The sequence below is a fragment of the Pseudomonas helleri genome (genome assembly GCF_045830615.1).
In the GTDB taxonomy this organism is placed as follows: domain Bacteria; phylum Pseudomonadota; class Gammaproteobacteria; order Pseudomonadales; family Pseudomonadaceae; genus Aquipseudomonas; species Aquipseudomonas helleri.
On sequence record NZ_CP174501.1, the window covers coordinates 36,650 to 52,656 of the forward strand.

15 protein-coding genes and 1 pseudogene are annotated in these 16,007 nt (G+C 58.9%); 10 read left to right on the forward strand and 6 right to left on the reverse strand.

The features are described from left to right. Nucleotides 1-85: 85 nt before the first annotated feature. Nucleotides 86-706 carry a cytochrome c gene (locus tag ACJJU9_RS00190; protein WP_048387118.1) on the reverse strand — a complete coding sequence of 207 codons (621 nt, stop codon included), beginning with the start codon at nucleotides 704-706 and terminating at the stop codon, nucleotides 86-88. A 25-nt stretch (nucleotides 707-731) separates the two neighbouring features. Beyond that, a pseudogene (locus ACJJU9_RS00195) lies at nucleotides 732-992 on the reverse strand (c-type cytochrome). Nucleotides 993-1,199: 207 nt separating this feature from the next. Here ACJJU9_RS00195 and yihA point away from each other — a divergent pair. Next, nucleotides 1,200-1,844 carry a ribosome biogenesis GTP-binding protein YihA/YsxC gene (gene yihA, locus ACJJU9_RS00200; protein WP_048387116.1) on the forward strand — a complete coding sequence of 215 codons (645 nt, stop codon included), beginning with the start codon at nucleotides 1,200-1,202 and terminating at the stop codon, nucleotides 1,842-1,844. A gap of 312 nt (nucleotides 1,845-2,156) precedes the next feature. Here yihA and polA read toward each other — a convergent pair whose 3' ends face one another. After that, on the reverse strand, nucleotides 2,157-4,922 hold the full coding sequence (gene polA / locus ACJJU9_RS00205) for a DNA polymerase I (RefSeq protein WP_048387114.1): 2,766 nt from the start codon (nucleotides 4,920-4,922) through the stop codon (nucleotides 2,157-2,159). A 74-nt stretch (nucleotides 4,923-4,996) separates the two neighbouring features. Between polA and ACJJU9_RS00210 the strand changes: the two genes are divergently transcribed. Next, nucleotides 4,997-5,287 (forward strand): DUF2782 domain-containing protein, encoded by a 291-nt coding sequence (locus ACJJU9_RS00210; RefSeq protein WP_048372475.1) that lies wholly within the window; start codon nucleotides 4,997-4,999, stop codon nucleotides 5,285-5,287. A gap of 55 nt (nucleotides 5,288-5,342) precedes the next feature. Continuing rightward, entirely contained in the window at nucleotides 5,343-6,293 is a 951-nt protein-coding gene (locus ACJJU9_RS00215) for a homoserine kinase (protein ID WP_407729811.1), read from the forward strand. 106 nt (nucleotides 6,294-6,399) lie between these two features. Here the strand turns inward: ACJJU9_RS00215 and znuA are convergent, their stop codons facing one another. After that, nucleotides 6,400-7,323, reverse strand: a complete 924-nt coding sequence (znuA, locus tag ACJJU9_RS00220; protein ID WP_371928805.1) for a zinc ABC transporter substrate-binding protein ZnuA — start codon at nucleotides 7,321-7,323, stop codon at nucleotides 6,400-6,402. Between the two features lie 66 nt (nucleotides 7,324-7,389). On the opposite strand from znuA, the gene ACJJU9_RS00225 reads away from it, so the two are divergent. Genes ACJJU9_RS00225 through ACJJU9_RS00240 form a run of 4 tightly spaced genes read left to right on the forward strand, consistent with a single transcriptional unit; the run spans nucleotide 7,390 to nucleotide 10,198 of the window. After that, nucleotides 7,390-7,872: a Fur family transcriptional regulator gene (locus ACJJU9_RS00225; RefSeq protein WP_048372469.1), complete on the forward strand. Its 483-nt coding sequence runs from the start codon at nucleotides 7,390-7,392 to the stop codon at nucleotides 7,870-7,872. Further along, nucleotides 7,872-8,660 (forward strand): zinc ABC transporter ATP-binding protein ZnuC, encoded by a 789-nt coding sequence (gene znuC, locus ACJJU9_RS00230; protein ID WP_048372467.1) that lies wholly within the window; start codon nucleotides 7,872-7,874, stop codon nucleotides 8,658-8,660. Before ACJJU9_RS00225 ends, znuC begins: the two co-directional genes overlap by 1 nt. Continuing rightward, nucleotides 8,653-9,441, forward strand: a complete 789-nt coding sequence (znuB, locus tag ACJJU9_RS00235) for a zinc ABC transporter permease subunit ZnuB (protein ID WP_048372465.1) — start codon at nucleotides 8,653-8,655, stop codon at nucleotides 9,439-9,441. Before znuC ends, znuB begins: the two co-directional genes overlap by 8 nt. A 37-nt stretch (nucleotides 9,442-9,478) precedes the next feature. Further along, nucleotides 9,479-10,198, forward strand: coding sequence for a PA5502 family lipoprotein (locus ACJJU9_RS00240; protein WP_048387110.1), 720 nt, complete (start codon nucleotides 9,479-9,481; stop codon nucleotides 10,196-10,198). Nucleotides 10,199-10,257: 59 nt separating this feature from the next. Here the strand turns inward: ACJJU9_RS00240 and katE are convergent, their stop codons facing one another. Next, nucleotides 10,258-12,450, reverse strand: coding sequence for a catalase HPII (gene katE / locus ACJJU9_RS00245; protein ID WP_323370029.1), 2,193 nt, complete (start codon nucleotides 12,448-12,450; stop codon nucleotides 10,258-10,260). 201 nt (nucleotides 12,451-12,651) lie between these two features. On the opposite strand from katE, the gene ACJJU9_RS00250 reads away from it, so the two are divergent. The 3 genes from ACJJU9_RS00250 to ACJJU9_RS00260 all read left to right on the forward strand — a co-directional run bounded on the left by ACJJU9_RS00250 (nucleotide 12,652) and on the right by ACJJU9_RS00260 (nucleotide 15,181). Beyond that, nucleotides 12,652-13,659, forward strand: coding sequence for a methionine ABC transporter ATP-binding protein (locus tag ACJJU9_RS00250; protein ID WP_048387105.1), 1,008 nt, complete (start codon nucleotides 12,652-12,654; stop codon nucleotides 13,657-13,659). After that, the gene (locus tag ACJJU9_RS00255) at nucleotides 13,659-14,333 is read left to right on the forward strand and encodes a methionine ABC transporter permease (RefSeq protein ID WP_048372458.1); all 675 of its coding nucleotides are present in this window, start codon (nucleotides 13,659-13,661) and stop codon (nucleotides 14,331-14,333) included. Before ACJJU9_RS00250 ends, ACJJU9_RS00255 begins: the two co-directional genes overlap by 1 nt. A gap of 77 nt (nucleotides 14,334-14,410) precedes the next feature. Beyond that, entirely contained in the window at nucleotides 14,411-15,181 is a 771-nt protein-coding gene (locus tag ACJJU9_RS00260) for a MetQ/NlpA family ABC transporter substrate-binding protein (protein WP_153327584.1), read from the forward strand. A gap of 165 nt (nucleotides 15,182-15,346) precedes the next feature. Here ACJJU9_RS00260 and ACJJU9_RS00265 read toward each other — a convergent pair whose 3' ends face one another. Then, nucleotides 15,347-15,979, reverse strand: a complete 633-nt coding sequence (locus ACJJU9_RS00265; RefSeq protein ID WP_407729812.1) for an SCO family protein — start codon at nucleotides 15,977-15,979, stop codon at nucleotides 15,347-15,349. Nucleotides 15,980-16,007: the final 28 nt, after the last annotated feature.

A 16,007-nucleotide genomic window follows, 5' to 3' on the forward strand; every position in this document is an offset into this window, starting at 1 on the left:
GCCCTGACACGCTTACATTCAAAGATTAAACGACCGTTAACGTCAATAAATGCATTGCGGGTTGGCTGCATCCTGCCTACACAAATCAGTGCAGACCTTGAATGTAGCTGGCCAACGCCTTGATGTCCTTGTTGCTCAGCTTGGCTGCAATGGCGCGCATGATCATGGAATCACCGTCGTTGGTACGATCACCTTCGCGGAAGTCAGTGAGCTGTTTCTCGATGTAACTGGCGTGTTGGCCGCCCACATGGGGGAAGCCGGCAGGTGCGTTGCCCTGGCCGTCCGGTGCATGGCAGCCGGTGCAGGCGGGCAGGCCTTTTTGCAGGTCGCCGCCACGGAACAGTTCTTCTCCGCGAGCAACCAGGGCCGGGTCAGCGGCGCCGACAGAGCTTTTTTGGCTGGCGTAGTAGGCGGCGATGTCCGCGAGGTCCTGATCGTTCAGGTTGGTAAGCTGGCCGGTCATTTCAAGGATCTGGCGTTTGCCGTCCTTGATTTCATGCAGTTGCTTGAGCAGGTAGCGATCACCTTGCCCGGCCAGTTTGGGGAAGTTGGGGGCCATGCTATTGCCGTCGGGACCGTGACACGCGCCACAGACAGCGGTTTTTGCCTGACCGGCGGCGGCATCACCCACAAGGGCGGTGCTTGCGGCCTGGGCGATACCACTAACGCCCATGGTCAACAGCAGACTCACGAAAAATTTGTTCATCAGCTAATCCAACTACGGCTAAGGGTTAAGAGTTATGGCCGGGCTTACTCATTCATCCACTGGATGATTGGCTGGTAATCCTCGACACTGCAGTCCGTGCACACACCACGCGGCGGCATCGCCTTTTCACCCTGGGGCACGTGTTGCACCAACGTCTGCTTAACTTACCCTCGGCCTTTACACCCGGTTTCGGTGTTATGAATCGCTGACCTTCATGGCAGGCAATACAAACGCGGTTGTACACGGCTTCCGGATCCTGTGTAGCCTGAACGCTGTCAGGCGGCATCAAAGCACCGGCAGCAGCCAATTCGTTTAAACGATTTTTTCAGGGTTGGGAGCGTGATGCGTTCTAATGCGCACCCTGGCTCTTGTTCTTCGTCCTACGCCGGGACAAAGCACACACAAAATCTGCGGCATTATATACTGGCGCCACTGAAACGGAAACGACACGCACGCCGCGTCCATTCCTGACGCCGCTCACATCGGAAATCCCATGCAACTCAAGAACCCCATTCTCGGTCTGTGCCAACAGGCTACCTTCATGCTCAGCGCTGCCAAGGTTGATCAATGCCCCGATGACGAAGGCTTTGAAGTCGCCTTTGCCGGGCGTTCCAACGCCGGCAAGTCCAGTGCGCTCAACACGTTGACCCACGCCAGCCTGGCGCGGACCTCGAAAACCCCGGGCCGTACGCAGCTGCTGAACTTCTTCAAGCTGGACGAAGATCGTCGCCTGGTCGACTTGCCGGGTTACGGCTACGCGAAAGTGCCCATCCCGTTGAAAATGCACTGGCAGCGTCACCTTGAGGCGTATTTCGGCAGCCGTGAAAGCCTCAAAGGCGTGGTTTTGATGATGGACGTTCGTCATCCAATGACCGATTTCGACCTGTTGATGCTCGATTGGACCGTTTCCAGCGGCATGCCGATGCACATTTTGCTGACCAAAGCAGACAAACTGACGTACGGCGCTGCTAAAAACACGCTGCTCAAAATTCAGTCCGAAATCCGCAAGAAGTGGGGCGACAGCGTGACCATCCAGCTGTTCTCTTCGCCAAAGCGCATGGGCCTGGAAGAGGCGTACACCGTGCTGGCTGATTGGCTGGAACTGCCGAACAAAGGCGAAGAAGAAAGCGCCGAGTAAAAATGGCAGGCAAAAAAAACCCCGGACTTCGTATGGGGGAGGGAAGTTCGGGGTTCAAGTACTGGACCGCTAGGGGCGGGGTCCAGAATCTGCCAACACTTAACACAACATTAGGAGCATTGAAGGGCTTCACCAGCCATTCAAATAATCTGAGTTGTGTTAAGCGGGTTTAGTTCCTGAGCCCCTGAAAATTTTGGCAAACAGTAGTCGCTGACGAGGAACGAAGGCCGCGATGCGGGCCGCAGGACCGCCACTTGGGTAGCCCTGGGGAGACTCGCAGCCTCATGCTTGGGCAGCGACTACAGGTTTAGGTCAGTGCGCCTCGTCCCAGTTGTCGCCAACGCCCACTTCCACCACCAGAGGGACCGCCAGCGTGGCCGCTTCGCTCATGTGCAGGCGGATCTCGTCGCGCACCTGGTCCACCAGGTCTTCACGCACTTCTAGCACCAGTTCGTCGTGTACCTGCAAGATCACGCGGGCGTCGAGGCCGGAGGCCGTCAGCCAGTTATCCACAGCCACCATGGCTTTTTTGATGATGTCCGCCGCGGTGCCCTGCATCGGGGCGTTGATCGCGGTGCGCTCAGCGCCTTTGCGCAACGCCGGGTTTTTCGCGTTGATCTCGGGCAGGTACAGGCGACGACCAAAAATAGTCTCGACATAACCTTGCTCGGCCGCCTGGGTGCGCGTGCGCTCCATGTACTCCAGCACGCCCGGGTAGCGCGCAAAGTAGCGGTCGATATAGGCCTGCGACTGTTTGCGGTCGACACCGATCTGCTTGGCCAGACCAAAGGCGCTCATGCCGTAGATCAAACCGAAGTTGATCGCCTTGGCGCTGCGGCGCTGGTCGGTGGTGACATCGCTCAGGTCGACGCCAAATACCTCGGCCGCCGTGGCACTGTGCACGTCCAGGTTGTTGCGGAAGGCGTGCAGCAGCCCTTCGTCCTTGGCCAGGTGGGCCATGATCCGCAGCTCAATCTGCGAATAGTCCGCCGCCAGCAGTTTGTAGCCTTTGGGTGCGACGAACGCCTGACGGATCCGGCGGCCTTCGGCCGTACGAATCGGGATGTTCTGTAAGTTCGGGTCGCTGGACGACAAGCGCCCGGTGGCCGTTACCGCCTGGTGATACGAGGTGTGAATGCGCCCGGTACGCGGGTTGATCTGCTCGGGCAGACGGTCGGTGTACGTGCTTTTCAGCTTGCTCATCGAACGGTACTGCATCAGCACCTTGGGCAGCGGGAAGTCTTGCTCGGCAAGCTCTGCCAGCACCGCTTCGGCCGTCGATGGCTGGCCTTTGGCAGTTTTACTGATGATTGGCAGGCCGAGTTTTTCGTACAGGATCACGCCCAGTTGTTTGGGCGAACCCAGGTTGAATTCTTCACCGGCAATCTCGAACGCCTCACGTTCAAGCGCCACCATCTTGTCGCCCAGCTCAACGCTCTGCACGCCCAGCAGCTTGGCGTCCACCAGCGCGCCTTGGCGCTCAATACGGGCCAGAACCGGCACCAGCGGCATTTCAATGTCGGTCAGCACGCTGTTCAGGCTGGGGATCGCTTGCAGTTTTTCATGCAGCACGTGGTGCAGGCGCAGGGTCACGTCAGCATCTTCAGCGGCATACGGTCCGGCCAGTTCCAGCGAGATCTGGTCAAATGTCAGCTGTTTGACGCCTTTGCCGGCAATGTCCTGAAAACTGGTCGTGGTGTGGCCCAGGTATTTCAGCGCCAGGCTGTCCATGTCATGGCGGGTGGCCGTGGAGTCGAGCACGTAGGACTCCAGCATGGTGTCGAAGGCTACGCCTTGCACGACGATGCCGTTGGCTTGATCACCGCCAATGGCGCAGTTGGCCAAGATGTTGATGTCGAACTTGGCGTGTTGGCCGACCTTGGCCTTGTTCGGGTCTTCGAGCAGCGGCTTGAGTGCGCGCAGCACGGTATCGCGGTCCAGTTGATCCGGCACGCCCATGTAGGAGTGGGTCAACGGGATGTAGGCCGCTTCGCCCGGCTTGACCGCAAACGACACGCCCACCAGTTGCGCTTGCTGCGCGTCCAGCCCGGTGGTTTCGGTGTCAAAGGCAATCAGCTGGGCGTCGTTGAGCTTTTTCAGCCACACGTCGAAACGGGCCTGATCGAGGATGGTTTCGTATTGCAGCTCTTCGGTCGGCGCCGCAGGGGCTTCGTGGGTGATCACCTGGCCTGCGCGCTTGGCATCGCGCTCGACTTCGGCGATCCAGCTTTTGAATTCCAGCTCGGTGTACAGCTCGATCAGCTTGTCGCAATCGGGCGCTTTGAGGTGCAGGTCTTCGAGTCCGATGTCCAGCGGCACGTCGATCTTGATCGTGGCCAGCTGGTACGACAAAAACGCCATTTCGCGGTGTTCTTCGAGTTTTGCGGGCAGGTTTTTTGCGCCGCGAATCGGCAAAGTCGGCACGATGTCGAGATGCTCGTACAGTTCGACCAGGCCGCCGTTGACGCCCACCAGCAAGCCCGAGGCGGTTTTCGGACCGATGCCCGGAACGCCAGGGATGTTGTCGGACGAGTCGCCCATCAGCGCCAGGTAGTCGATGATCTGCTCGGGCGAGACGCCGAACTTCTCTTTGACGCCTTCAACGTCCAGCGTGCTGCCGGTCATGGTGTTGACCAGGGTGATGTGGCCATCCACCAGCTGCGCCATGTCTTTATCGCCGGTGGAGATGACCACTGGTCGGTCTGCGGCGGCGCTGCTGCGGGCCAGGGTGCCGATCACGTCGTCCGCTTCAACGCCTTCGACGCACAGCAACGGGAAGCCCAGTGCGATCACGCTGGCGTGCAAAGGCTCGATCTGGACCCGCATGTCATCGGGCATGCTCGGGCGATTGGCCTTGTATTCGGCGTACATGTCATCGCGAAATGTCCCGCCCTTGGCATCGAAAACCACGGCAAACGGGCTGTCCGGGTACTGCTTGCGCAGACTCTTCAACATGTTTAGCACGCCCTTTACGGCGCCGGTCGGCAAGCCTTTGGACGTAGTCAGCGGCGGAAGCGCGTGGAAGGCGCGGTACAAATATGAAGAACCGTCCACCAGGACGAGGGGTGCTTGGCTCATGAGCAGGATCAACCTTTTCGGCGAGTCCGGCGCTAGAATGTCCGGACCAATGACGACAAAGGGACAAGGTTATCATGCGCACACTTAATCGCCTGTTGTTGACCGGCTTGTTTGCATTCTCACCGCTGGTAACCTTTGCGGCTGATAGTGCACCCACCGGTGACCCAGAAGTAACCATTCGCACGGAAGGCGATAAAACCATTCAGGAATACCGTCAAAACGGGTTCCTTTATGCCATCAAGGTGACCCCAAAAGGAGCGCCGCCGTACTTTTTGGTACGCGCTGATGGTACTGATGCCAACTTCATCCGTTCCGACCAGCCGGATATGCTGATTCCTTCGTGGAAAATCTTCGAATGGAAATAGCGTCTTAACTTTAATTGGCGCCGCCCACGCGGCGCCCGCACTGGCAATTTAAACCATGTCTGTATTCACCCCACTGACTCGCCCGGAGCTGGAGACTTTTCTTGCGCCTTATGAACTCGGCCGTTTGCTCGATTTCCAGGGGATTGCCGCGGGTAGCGAAAACACCAACTATTTCATCAGCCTGGAGCAGGGCGAATTTGTTCTGACCCTGGTTGAGCGTGGCCCGATCAAAGAAATGCCGTTCTTTATCGAGCTGCTGGACGTGCTCCACGACGCTGACCTGCCGGTGCCTTTTGCCCTGCGCACCAAAGACGGCGAGGCCTTGCGCGAGCTCAAAGGCAAGCCGGCGCTGCTGCAACCGCGCCTGGCCGGCAAGCACATCCGCGAGGCTAACGCGCAACATTGCGCCCAAGTGGGCGAGCTGTTGGGCCATTTGCATGTGGCCACACGTGACAACGTGCTGGAACGCAAAACCGACCGCGGACTGGACTGGATGCTGGCGGAAGGGCCCGCACTGATGGCTGATTTGTCGCCTGATGCGGCCGATTTGCTGCAAAAGGCGTTGGCTGAGATTACCGAACGCAAGACGCAGATTTTGGCCTTGCCAAGGGCCAACCTGCATGGCGACCTGTTTCGCGATAACGCGATGTTCGAAGGGACGCACTTGACCGGTCTGATCGACTTTTACAACGCCTGCTCGGGGCCGATGCTCTACGATGTGGCCATTGCCCTGAACGACTGGTGTGCTGACGAAGACGGCCAGCTCGACGCCCCGCGTGCCCGTGCATTGCTCGGTGCGTATGCCGCGCTGCGTCCGTTTACGGCCAGCGAAGCCGAGTTGTGGCCGACGATGTTGCGTGTGGCCTGTGTGCGTTTTTGGTTGTCACGTTTGATTGCGGCTCACTCGTTTGCGGGGCAGGACGTGTTGATCCACGACCCGCAAGAGTTCGAACGCCGTTTGGCCTTGCGCCAAACCGTGACCGTCCCGCTGCCGTTCGCGTTGTAACCCGCTAACCCCCTGTAGGAGCGAGCTTGCCTCGCGATCTTTTGATCTTTAAAAGATCGCGAGGCAATCGAGCGTCGACCGGCTGCTCCTACAGGTCGGGGTTGGGTTACAGGCTGTTCAGGCAGCCTGCCAGGTCGTTGCCGAGTTTTTCCAGCAGTTGCTCATAACCTTGCGCGGTGGCCGGGGTGAAGCCGCCCAGCGGGTCCAGCTCGGCCAGTTTGACCGGCAAGCCAGCGGTCAAGGTGTCGGCCAGGCGCGGGCGCAGCGGCGGGTCGCTGAAGACGCAGGTCTTGCCCACTTCTTGCAAACGCTGGCGCATGGCTGCCACGTGTTGGGCGCCCGGCTGCACTTCAGACGCCACACTGAACACACCGGTGTGCTTCAGGCCGTAGGCGCTTTCGAAGTAGTCGTAGCCTTCATGGAAAACAAAGAACGGTTTGTCCGCAATCGCGGCCATGCTCGTTTTCAGGCGTGCATCCAGCGCATCCAGACGCTCATTGAAGGCCTTGAGGTTGCTTTGGTATTGCGGCGCATGGGCCGGGTCTTTTTCGCTCAGGTCGGCGGCCATTTTGGCTGCAATCACCCGGGCGTTGTCCGGCGCCAGCCACAAGTGCGCGTCGAGGGTGCCAGGGCGGTGGTCGTGATCATGCTCCGCCGCATCGTCTTCGTCATGGGAATGGCTGTCCTGGGAGAAATGACGCAGCTTCAAACCCGGCAAATTTTGCACGGCCACTGAGGGCAGGGTGCGGGTTTTGATCACGCGAGGCATAAAGCCTTCCATGTCCGGGCCGATCCAGTACAGCAAGTCAGCCGACTGAACACGCCGTACGTCGGAGGGGCGCAACGCATAGTTATGCGGCGACGCATTGGGCGGCAACAGTACCTCGGGCTTGCCCACGCCGTCCTGCACAGCCGCGGCAATCAGCTGCAACGGTTTGATGCTGGTCAGTACATTGACCTCGGCCTGCGCCGGGTTAATCACCAACAAACTGGCAGACAAAGCAATAAAAATCGCAAAAATACGGGACACGATGGGCACTCATGGCGGCTGAAACGGGTAACATAATAACGTCTCTCTCGGAAATCGTCGCCGCCCATGTCTATTGCACCGCTTGCCAGCCGTCCCCACGACCACTCTCATTGCGTCCACAGCGCGCTCTCTGAAGCAGACGTTCTGTGCGCGCAAAAGGGCCTGCGCCTGACGGCGTTGCGTCGGCGGGTGCTGGAGCTGGTGTGGCAGAGCCACAAGCCGCTGGGCGCGTACGACATCCTGGCCGTGCTCAGCGAGCAAGACGGCCGCCGCGCTGCGCCACCCACCGTGTACCGCGCGCTGGACTTCCTCCTGGAAAATGGCCTGGTGCACCGTATTTCGTCGCTCAACGCCTTTATTGGCTGCAGCCACCCCGAGCACGCGCATCAAGGCCAGTTCCTGATCTGCCGCACATGCCACGCGGCCATCGAGCTTGAACAAAAAACCATCAGTGACGCGATTATCAGCAGCGCACGCGATGTCGGCTTTACTGTCGAAGGGCAAACCGTAGAAGTGCTCGGTTTGTGTTCGGGTTGCCGGGAGGCTTGATGAGCGCTGCGCTGATACGTCTTGAAGGGGTCTGCGTGACCTTTGCCGGGCAAAACGTGCTCGACATGATTGAGTTGAGCGTTGAGCCGGGCCAGATCGTGACCCTGATCGGCCCCAACGGCGCCGGTAAAACCACGCTGGTCAAAGCAGTGCTGGGCCTGCTCAAGCCCACCAGCGGCAGCGTCTGGCGCAAACCCAAGCTGCGCATCGGCTACATGCCGCAAAAACTGCACGTTGACCCTACGTTGCCGCTCTCGGTGCTGCGCTTTTTGCGCCTGGTGCCGGGTGTGGACCGCGCCCAGGCCCTTGCCGCCTTGAAAGAGGTCGGCGCCGAAAAGGTCATCGACAGCCCGGTGCAAAGCGTCTCGGGGGGCGAAATGCAGCGTGTGCTGCTGGCCCGTGCGCTGTTGCGCAAACCCGAGTTGCTGGTGCTCGACGAGCCGGTGCAGGGCGTTGACGTGGCCGGGCAGGCCGAGCTGTATAGCTTGATTACCCGCCTGCGCGACCGTCATGGCTGCGGCGTGCTGATGGTGTCCCACGATTTGCATCTGGTCATGAGCACCACCGATCAGGTGGTGTGCCTCAACCGCCACGTGTGCTGCTCGGGCCACCCGGAGCAGGTGAGTGGCGACCCGGCCTTCGTCGAGCTGTTCGGCAAAAACGCACAAAGCCTGGCGATTTATCACCACCATCACGACCACGCCCATGACTTGCATGGCTCGGTGGTCACTGAAGGCGCCGCCCCGGCGCATGCCCACGTTCATGGAGAAGGCTGCAAGCATGGCTGATTTTCTGCTTTACGCCCTGCTGGCAGGTTTGTCTTTAGCGGTGGTGGCGGGCCCTTTGGGCTCGTTTGTGGTGTGGCGTCGCATGGCCTATTTCGGCGATACCTTGTCCCACGCCGCCTTGCTGGGCGTGGCGCTGGGCTTTTTGCTGGATGTGAGCCCGGCGATTGCCGTGACCGTTGGCTGCCTGTTGCTGGCGGTGTTGCTGGTGACGTTGCAGCAGCGTCAGCCACTGGCTTCCGACACACTGCTCGGAATTCTCGCTCCCAGCACCTTGTCCCTTGGGCTGGTGGTACTAAGCTTCATGCATGAAGTGCGGATCGACCTGATGGCTTACCTGTTTGGTGACCTGCTGGCGATCAGCCCGACTGACTTGATGTGGATCATGGGCGGCAGCGCGGTGGTGCTGGCGTTGCTGGTGGCACTGTGGCGGCCTTTACTGGCCATTACCGTGCACGAAGAGCTGGCGACGGTTGAGGGTTTACCCGTCGCAACGCTGCGCATGGCCCTGATGTTGTTGATTGCGGTGGTGATCGCGGTAGCGATGAAGATTGTCGGTGTGCTACTGATTACCTCGTTGCTGATTATCCCTGCTGCTGCCGCCCAACGGCATGCCCGCTCTCCGGAGCAAATGGCGTTTGGCGCGACGTTGCTGGGAATGCTGGCAGTGTGTGGTGGCCTGGCCCTGTCGTGGTTCAAAGACACGCCTGCCGGGCCTTCCATTGTGGTATGTGCTGCCGCGCTGTTTCTGCTGAGTTTTGTTCTGCCCCGTCGAGGGGTGTAGACTTGCTCGTTTTTTGCGCACTTAGAGAGCCGCAGGAATGAAGCTGTTTAACTCACGTTATGTGCTCCTGGCCGCATTTTCCTTGCTGCTGGGGGCCTGCCAAAGCACGCCAACGGCCGTCAATCAGGTCGAGCAAGCGCGTGCCGGTGCCATTGCACAGCTGGAGCAAAACCTGGCCAGCAGCGAACTCGCGACCGCCGAAGATCAGTTGGCCGCCTTACAGGCCCAAACCCCGGATGACCCGCAGTTGGTGCAGTACCAGCGCCAATTGGCGGAGGCTTACCTGCAACGCAGCCAGATCGTGCTGCAAAAGGGTGATGTCAACGCCGCTGCGACGGCCTTGAGCCGTGCACGGGCCTTAATGCCTAAAGCCCCGGCCCTGACCGGTGGCGTCAACAGCGCCATCACCCAGGCGCGCAAGGCCGAGCTGGATAAAGCCGAAGCAGCACTCAAGGCGGCGGAAGCGCGACCAGCGGCCAAGGTTATTGACCCGGCGGCGCCGTTCACCACAGTTACCTTGAACATCACCGATATTGGCAAACTTCGCCATCAACTGGATTTGATCGCGCAAGACATTGTCAATTATCAGTGCGCCGTCAGCCTGCAGGTGCCACGCACCGCTGATTACCCGTGGCTGGCCACGTTGATCAGCAAACGCGTGAAAAAGCTCGACCCCGGCTTTGACCTGAGCCTTGAGCGTCAGATCATCCGCCATGTGCCTGCGCAAGTGGTGCTGACGCCCAGCAAGCCTGAATAAAGAGCGTGGCCGTTACCCAAGCGCTAATAGCACTTGGGCAACGGCCAGGCGTCTACCCCTTAAGCCGGAATAGCCTTGGCCTTCGGTTCCCGTGCCCAAACGCGATGCTGCGCAATGGCTGCAAAAAACGCCTTCAGGTCCTGAGCGTCCTTGATCGCCAACAACCCGTCATCCACCTGCAAATGCAGCACATCCAGCAGCTGTCTGGCTTCGCCGTGCACGGCGATGGGCTTGAGGTGCTTGTAGGCTTCCAGCAGGTAATGCAGCGCCACTCCGTCGCCACTCAGTGCTTTGATCGACTCTGCGCCTCCCGGCACAAACACGGCGTCAAAGGCCACTGACGGCAAACCTTCCATCGAACCGTCCACGTTCAGCAGCTTGCCTTCTGCTGTTTTGACCGGTGCAGACGTCGGCCCCAGCAATTTAGCGTGGGCGCCTTGCGCGGTCAGTGCCTTTTTCAGCGCTTCAATGGCTTTTCCCTCGACACCGTTGGCGGCCAGCACGGCCACTTTGCGGGTTTTGATATTGCCCGGCAGCAAGTTGGCCTGACTCAGCGCGGGCGAAGCGCTGACGCTGGTTTTGCGCGCAGGCACAGTGCCCGCCTTCGGTGCGGGCAGCCCCAGGTTTTCAGCGACGCGTCGCGCCAGCTCAAGGTCGATGTTGGCCAGGATCTCATCCACCTGGCGTGCGCGGATGTGTTCGCGCTCAACCTTGCCCAATTCAAAGCTGTAGGCCGCGATGATGTGCTCTTGTTCATGTTTGCTCATGCTGTTGAAAAACAGCCGGGCCTGGGAAAAGTGATCGCTGAACGAGTCGCTGCGCTGACGTATTTTGTTGGCGTCAATGCGCTCCGGGTACGACTCAAAGCCCCCGTCTTGCGCAGCGGGCGGGGTTTCTTTCGGCCAGCCGCCATCAATGGAGTTGGGCTCGTAAGACGCACGGCCTTTATTGATCGTGCTGCGGTGCTGAGCGTCGCGCTGATTGTTGGAAAAAGGGCAGACAGGGCGGTTGATCGGAATCTCGTGGAAGTTCGGCCCGCCCAAGCGGCTGATTTGCGTGTCGGTGTACGAAAACAGACGGCCTTGCAGCAGCGGGTCGTTAGAGAAGTCGATGCCCGGCACGATATGCCCAGGGCAGAACGCCACCTGTTCGGTTTCCGCAAAAAAGTTATCGGGGTTGCGGTTAAGCACCATCTTGCCCAGCGGTGTAATCGGCACTTGTTCTTCGGGGATCAGCTTGGTCGGATCAAGAATGTCGAAGTCGAACGTGTGCTCGTCTTCCTCAGCAATGATCTGTACGCCGAATTCCCATTCCGGATAATCGCCGGTTTCAATCGACTCCCACAGATCACGCCGATGGTAATCGGTGTCTTTACCGGCGAGCTTTTGAGCTTCGTCCCACACCAGAGAGCAAGTCCCTACGCTAGGGCGCCAGTGGAATTTAACGAAATGTGATTTCCCCTCGGCGTTGATGAAGCGGAAGGTGTGCACGCCAAAGCCCTGCATGCTGCGCAGGCTTTTCGGGATCGCCCGGTCGGACATCGCCCAGATGACCATGTGCGCAGACTCCGGCACTAGCGAGACAAAATCCCAGAAGGTGTCATGCGCCGAACCGCCGGTGGGCATTTCATTGTGGGGTTCGGGTTTGACCGCGTGCACGAAGTCAGGAAACTTGATCGCGTCCTGAATAAAGAACACCGGCATGTTGTTGCCGACCAAGTCGAAGTTGCCTTCATCGGTAAAAAACTTGACTGCAAACCCACGCACGTCACGCACGGTATCGCCCGAGCCACGGGGTCCCTGAACGGTCGAAAAGCGCACGAATACCGGCGTTTTTTTATCCGGATCTTGCAGGAAACCGGCTTTGGTCAGGGCGCTGTGGGCTTTATAGGTCTGGAAATAGCCGTGAGCGCCGGTGCCGCGTGCGTGGACGATGCGCTCCGGGATTCGCTCGTGGTCAAAATGCGTGATCTTTTCACGCATGATGAAGTCTTCCAGCAGTGACGGGCCACGCGCCCCTGCTTTGAGGGTGTTTTGGTTGTCCGCAATCTTCACGCCTTGATTGGTTCTGAGCGCCTGTTGGGTCGCATCGTCGCGGAAGGCTTCGAGGTTTTCCAATTTGACGTTCGTGTTGCCACGATCCAAGGTGTCGGTGCCGGCCATCTGGCTCTTGGGTGAAGACGGTTTTTTGCTACTCATCAGACTAAGCTCCTTGTTGATGAAAGCCCCACGGGCTGGGCTTCTTGGACATATATCCCGTTGCGGGATGTGAGGTGCTGTTAGTACTGACTGGCGTCTGTTGTGGTCGTTCCTTATTTCTGACCATCAGTCGTCTTATCGCCAAATCAAAGGTCTTCGCTCAAATAAATGCTAAGAACCTCTATAAGGACAGGCTAAAATGCGCGCCCGGCTAACCGCTGATCTTCTATTTACGCGCCCCACAAGGTTCGCTACGTGATTGAGTTTCATAACGTTCATAAAACTTACCGGGTCGCCGGTAAGGACATTCCCGCCCTGCACTCCACGAGTTTGCGTGTTGAGAGCGGTCAGGTATTTGGCCTGATTGGCCATTCCGGCGCGGGTAAAAGTACATTGCTGCGCCTGATCAACCGCCTCGAAACACCGAGCGGCGGGCAGATCATCGTCGACAACGAAGACGTGACCGCCATGGATGCCAATGGCCTGCGGCGTTTCCGTCAGCAAGTCGGGATGATCTTCCAGCACTTCAACCTGCTGGCGTCCAAGACCGTGGCTGACAACGTGGCGATGCCGCTGACGCTGGCGGGCGAATTGTCCCGCAGTGAAATCGACCAACGGGTTGCCGAGTTGCTGGCGCGCGTGGGCCTGTCAGACCACGCCAAGAAATACCCGGCGCAGCTGTCAGGCGGTCAAAAACAACGCGTGGGCATTGCCCGTGCCTTGTCCACCAAGCCAAAAGTCTTGCTGTGTGACGAAGCCACCAGCGCGCTCGACCCGCAAACCACGGCGTCGGTCCTGCAATTGCTGGCTGAAATTAACCGCGAGCTGAAGCTGACCATCGTGCTCATCACCCACGAGATGGATGTGATCCGCCGTGTGTGTGACGAAGTGGCGGTGATGGACGCTGGCGTGATCGTCGAGCAAGGCCCGGTGGCCGAGGTGTTCTTGCACCCCAAGCACCCGACCACCAAGCGTTTTGTGCAGGAAGACGAGCAGATCGACGAAGGCGAGCAGCGCGATGATTTCGCTCATGTGCCGGGGCGCATTGTGCGCCTGACGTTCCAGGGCCAGGCCACCTACGCGCCGCTGCTGGGCACCATCGCCCGCGAAACGGGTGTGGACTACAGCATCCTGGCGGGTCGGATCGACCGCATCAAAGACACCCCCTACGGGCAACTGACCCTCGCCATCACCGGTGGCGACATGGACGCCGCTTTCGCCCGCTTTACCGCGGCTGACGTCCATATGGAGGTACTGCGTTAATGGACTCTTTACTGAGCTTTTTCACCAATATCGATTGGTTCGAAATCTGGCTGGCCACCGGCGATACCCTGATGATGCTCGGCGGCTCGCTGCTGTTCACCATCCTGCTGGGCCTGCCGCTGGGCGTGTTGCTGTTTCTGTGCAGCCCGCGCCAACTGTTTGAACAAAAAACCGTGTACGCCCTGCTGTCGCTGCTGGTGAACATTCTGCGTTCGTTGCCGTTCATCATCCTGCTGATCGTGATGATCCCGTTCACCGTGTTGATTACCGGCACCTCGCTGGGCGTCGCGGGTGCGATTCCGCCTTTGGTGGTCGGTGCAACCCCGTTCTTCGCCCGTCTGGTAGAAACGGCCTTGCGCGAAGTTGACCGTGGCATCATCGAAGCCACCCAGTCGATGGGCGCCAGCACCCGTCAGATCATTACCAGCGCCTTGCTGCCAGAAGCCCGCCCGGGCATTTTTGCAGCGATTACCGTGACCGCGATTACGCTGGTGTCCTACACCGCCATGGCGGGTGTGGTGGGTGCGGGCGGCCTCGGGGATTTGGCGATTCGTTTCGGCTACCAACGTTTCCAGACTGACGTGATGATTGTCACGGTGGTGCTGTTGTTGATTCTGGTGCAGATTCTGCAAACCGTCGGCGATCGGCTGGTGGTGCACTTCTCGCGCAAGTAAGGCCTCGCTTTAAACACATAATAGCCAGCGCTGTGCTGGCAGATACCTGGAGTCAGGTGTTCACAAGGAGCTGTTGAATGAAGAAGTTATTTGCTGCTGTGGCCGCTGTAGCGGCATTTTCTGCCCACGCAGGTGATCTGTCGGTGGCGGCGACTCCGGTCCCTCACGCTGAGATCCTGGAGTTCGTTAAGCCGGCTCTGGCTAAAGAGGGCGTGAACCTCAAGGTCAAAGTGTTCACTGACTACGTTCAACCCAACGTACAAGTGGCGGAAAAGCGTCTGGACGCCAACTTCTTCCAGCACCAGCCTTACCTGGATGAGTTCAACAAGTCCAAAGGCACTAACCTCGTCAGCGTAGCGGCCGTGCACCTTGAGCCGCTGGGCGCGTACTCCAGCAAATACAAAAAGCTTGATGAGCTTAAAGACGGCGCCACCGTGGTGATCCCGAACGATGCCACCAACGGCGGCCGTGCGCTGTTGCTGCTGGACAAGGCGGGGTTGATCAAGCTCAAGGATTCGAAAAACATCCTGTCGACGCCAAAAGACATCGTTGAAAACAAGAAAAACCTGAAATTCCGCGAGCTGGAAGCCGCGACGATTCCACGCGTGCTGACCCAGGTTGATCTGGCGCTGATCAACACCAACTACGCGCTGGAAGCCAAGCTGAACCCGGAAAAAGACGCACTGGTCATTGAAGGCAGCGACTCGCCTTACGTGAACATCCTGGTTGCACGCCCGGACGACAAAGACTCTGAAGACATGAAAAAGCTGGTCGCTGCCCTGCACACACCAGAAGTGAAAGCCTTCATTCTTGAGAAGTACAAAGGCGCCATCCTGCCGGCGTTCTAAGCATTGCCTGGAGCTGCCGCCCCGTCTTCGATGCCGTGCAGTCGCGCAACAACCAGGCCACCGAGTATCTTCAGCATCCCTCAATCGGTTCCCTCTCCTTCGGGAGAGGGCTAGGGTGAGGGGGCTCTTAGATCAAGATCAAAAGATCGCGAGACAAGCTCGCTCCTACCGATTTACCAGCCCCGGCAACTGGGCGACCATCTTTTGGGTGTTGAACGGCGCGCGGATAAAACCACGCTGAGTGCCGTCCGGCCCGATCAGCGCCAGGTTACCGCTGTGATCCACGGTGTAGTTCGGCTTGCTGGTATCTGGCGGGATAAACGGAATGCTCACGGCGTTCGCCAATGTTTGCAGTTGCTCGGTTGATCCCGGCGTCAGGCCAACAAATTGCGGGTCGAAGTAGCTCAGGTATTTTTTGAGCTGCTGCGGGGTGTCCCGGTTCGGGTCGACACTCACCAGCACCACTTGCAGCTTGTCCTGGACCGCTTTTGGCAGCTCGCTTTTGATCTGGCGCAACTGGGAAAGCGTGGTCGGGCAGATGTCCGGGCAGTAGGTGTAGCCAAAAAATAGCAGGCTCCACTTGTCCTTCAGCTCATTGATGAGCACCGGCTGGCCGTCCTGGTTGGTCAGGGTGATGGCCGGTAGATGGCGACTTTGTGGCAGCAGAATAATCCCGGCCTCGGTCAGTGCCGTGTTGTTGCCCTGGCTGTTTCGCGACATCAGGCTGTTGAAGATCAGCCCCATGATCAACGCCAGCAGCGCGACCAGGATAAAGACGTTTCTTTGGGTTTTAGTCATAGGTTCATCACAACGTAGTGGTCGATAA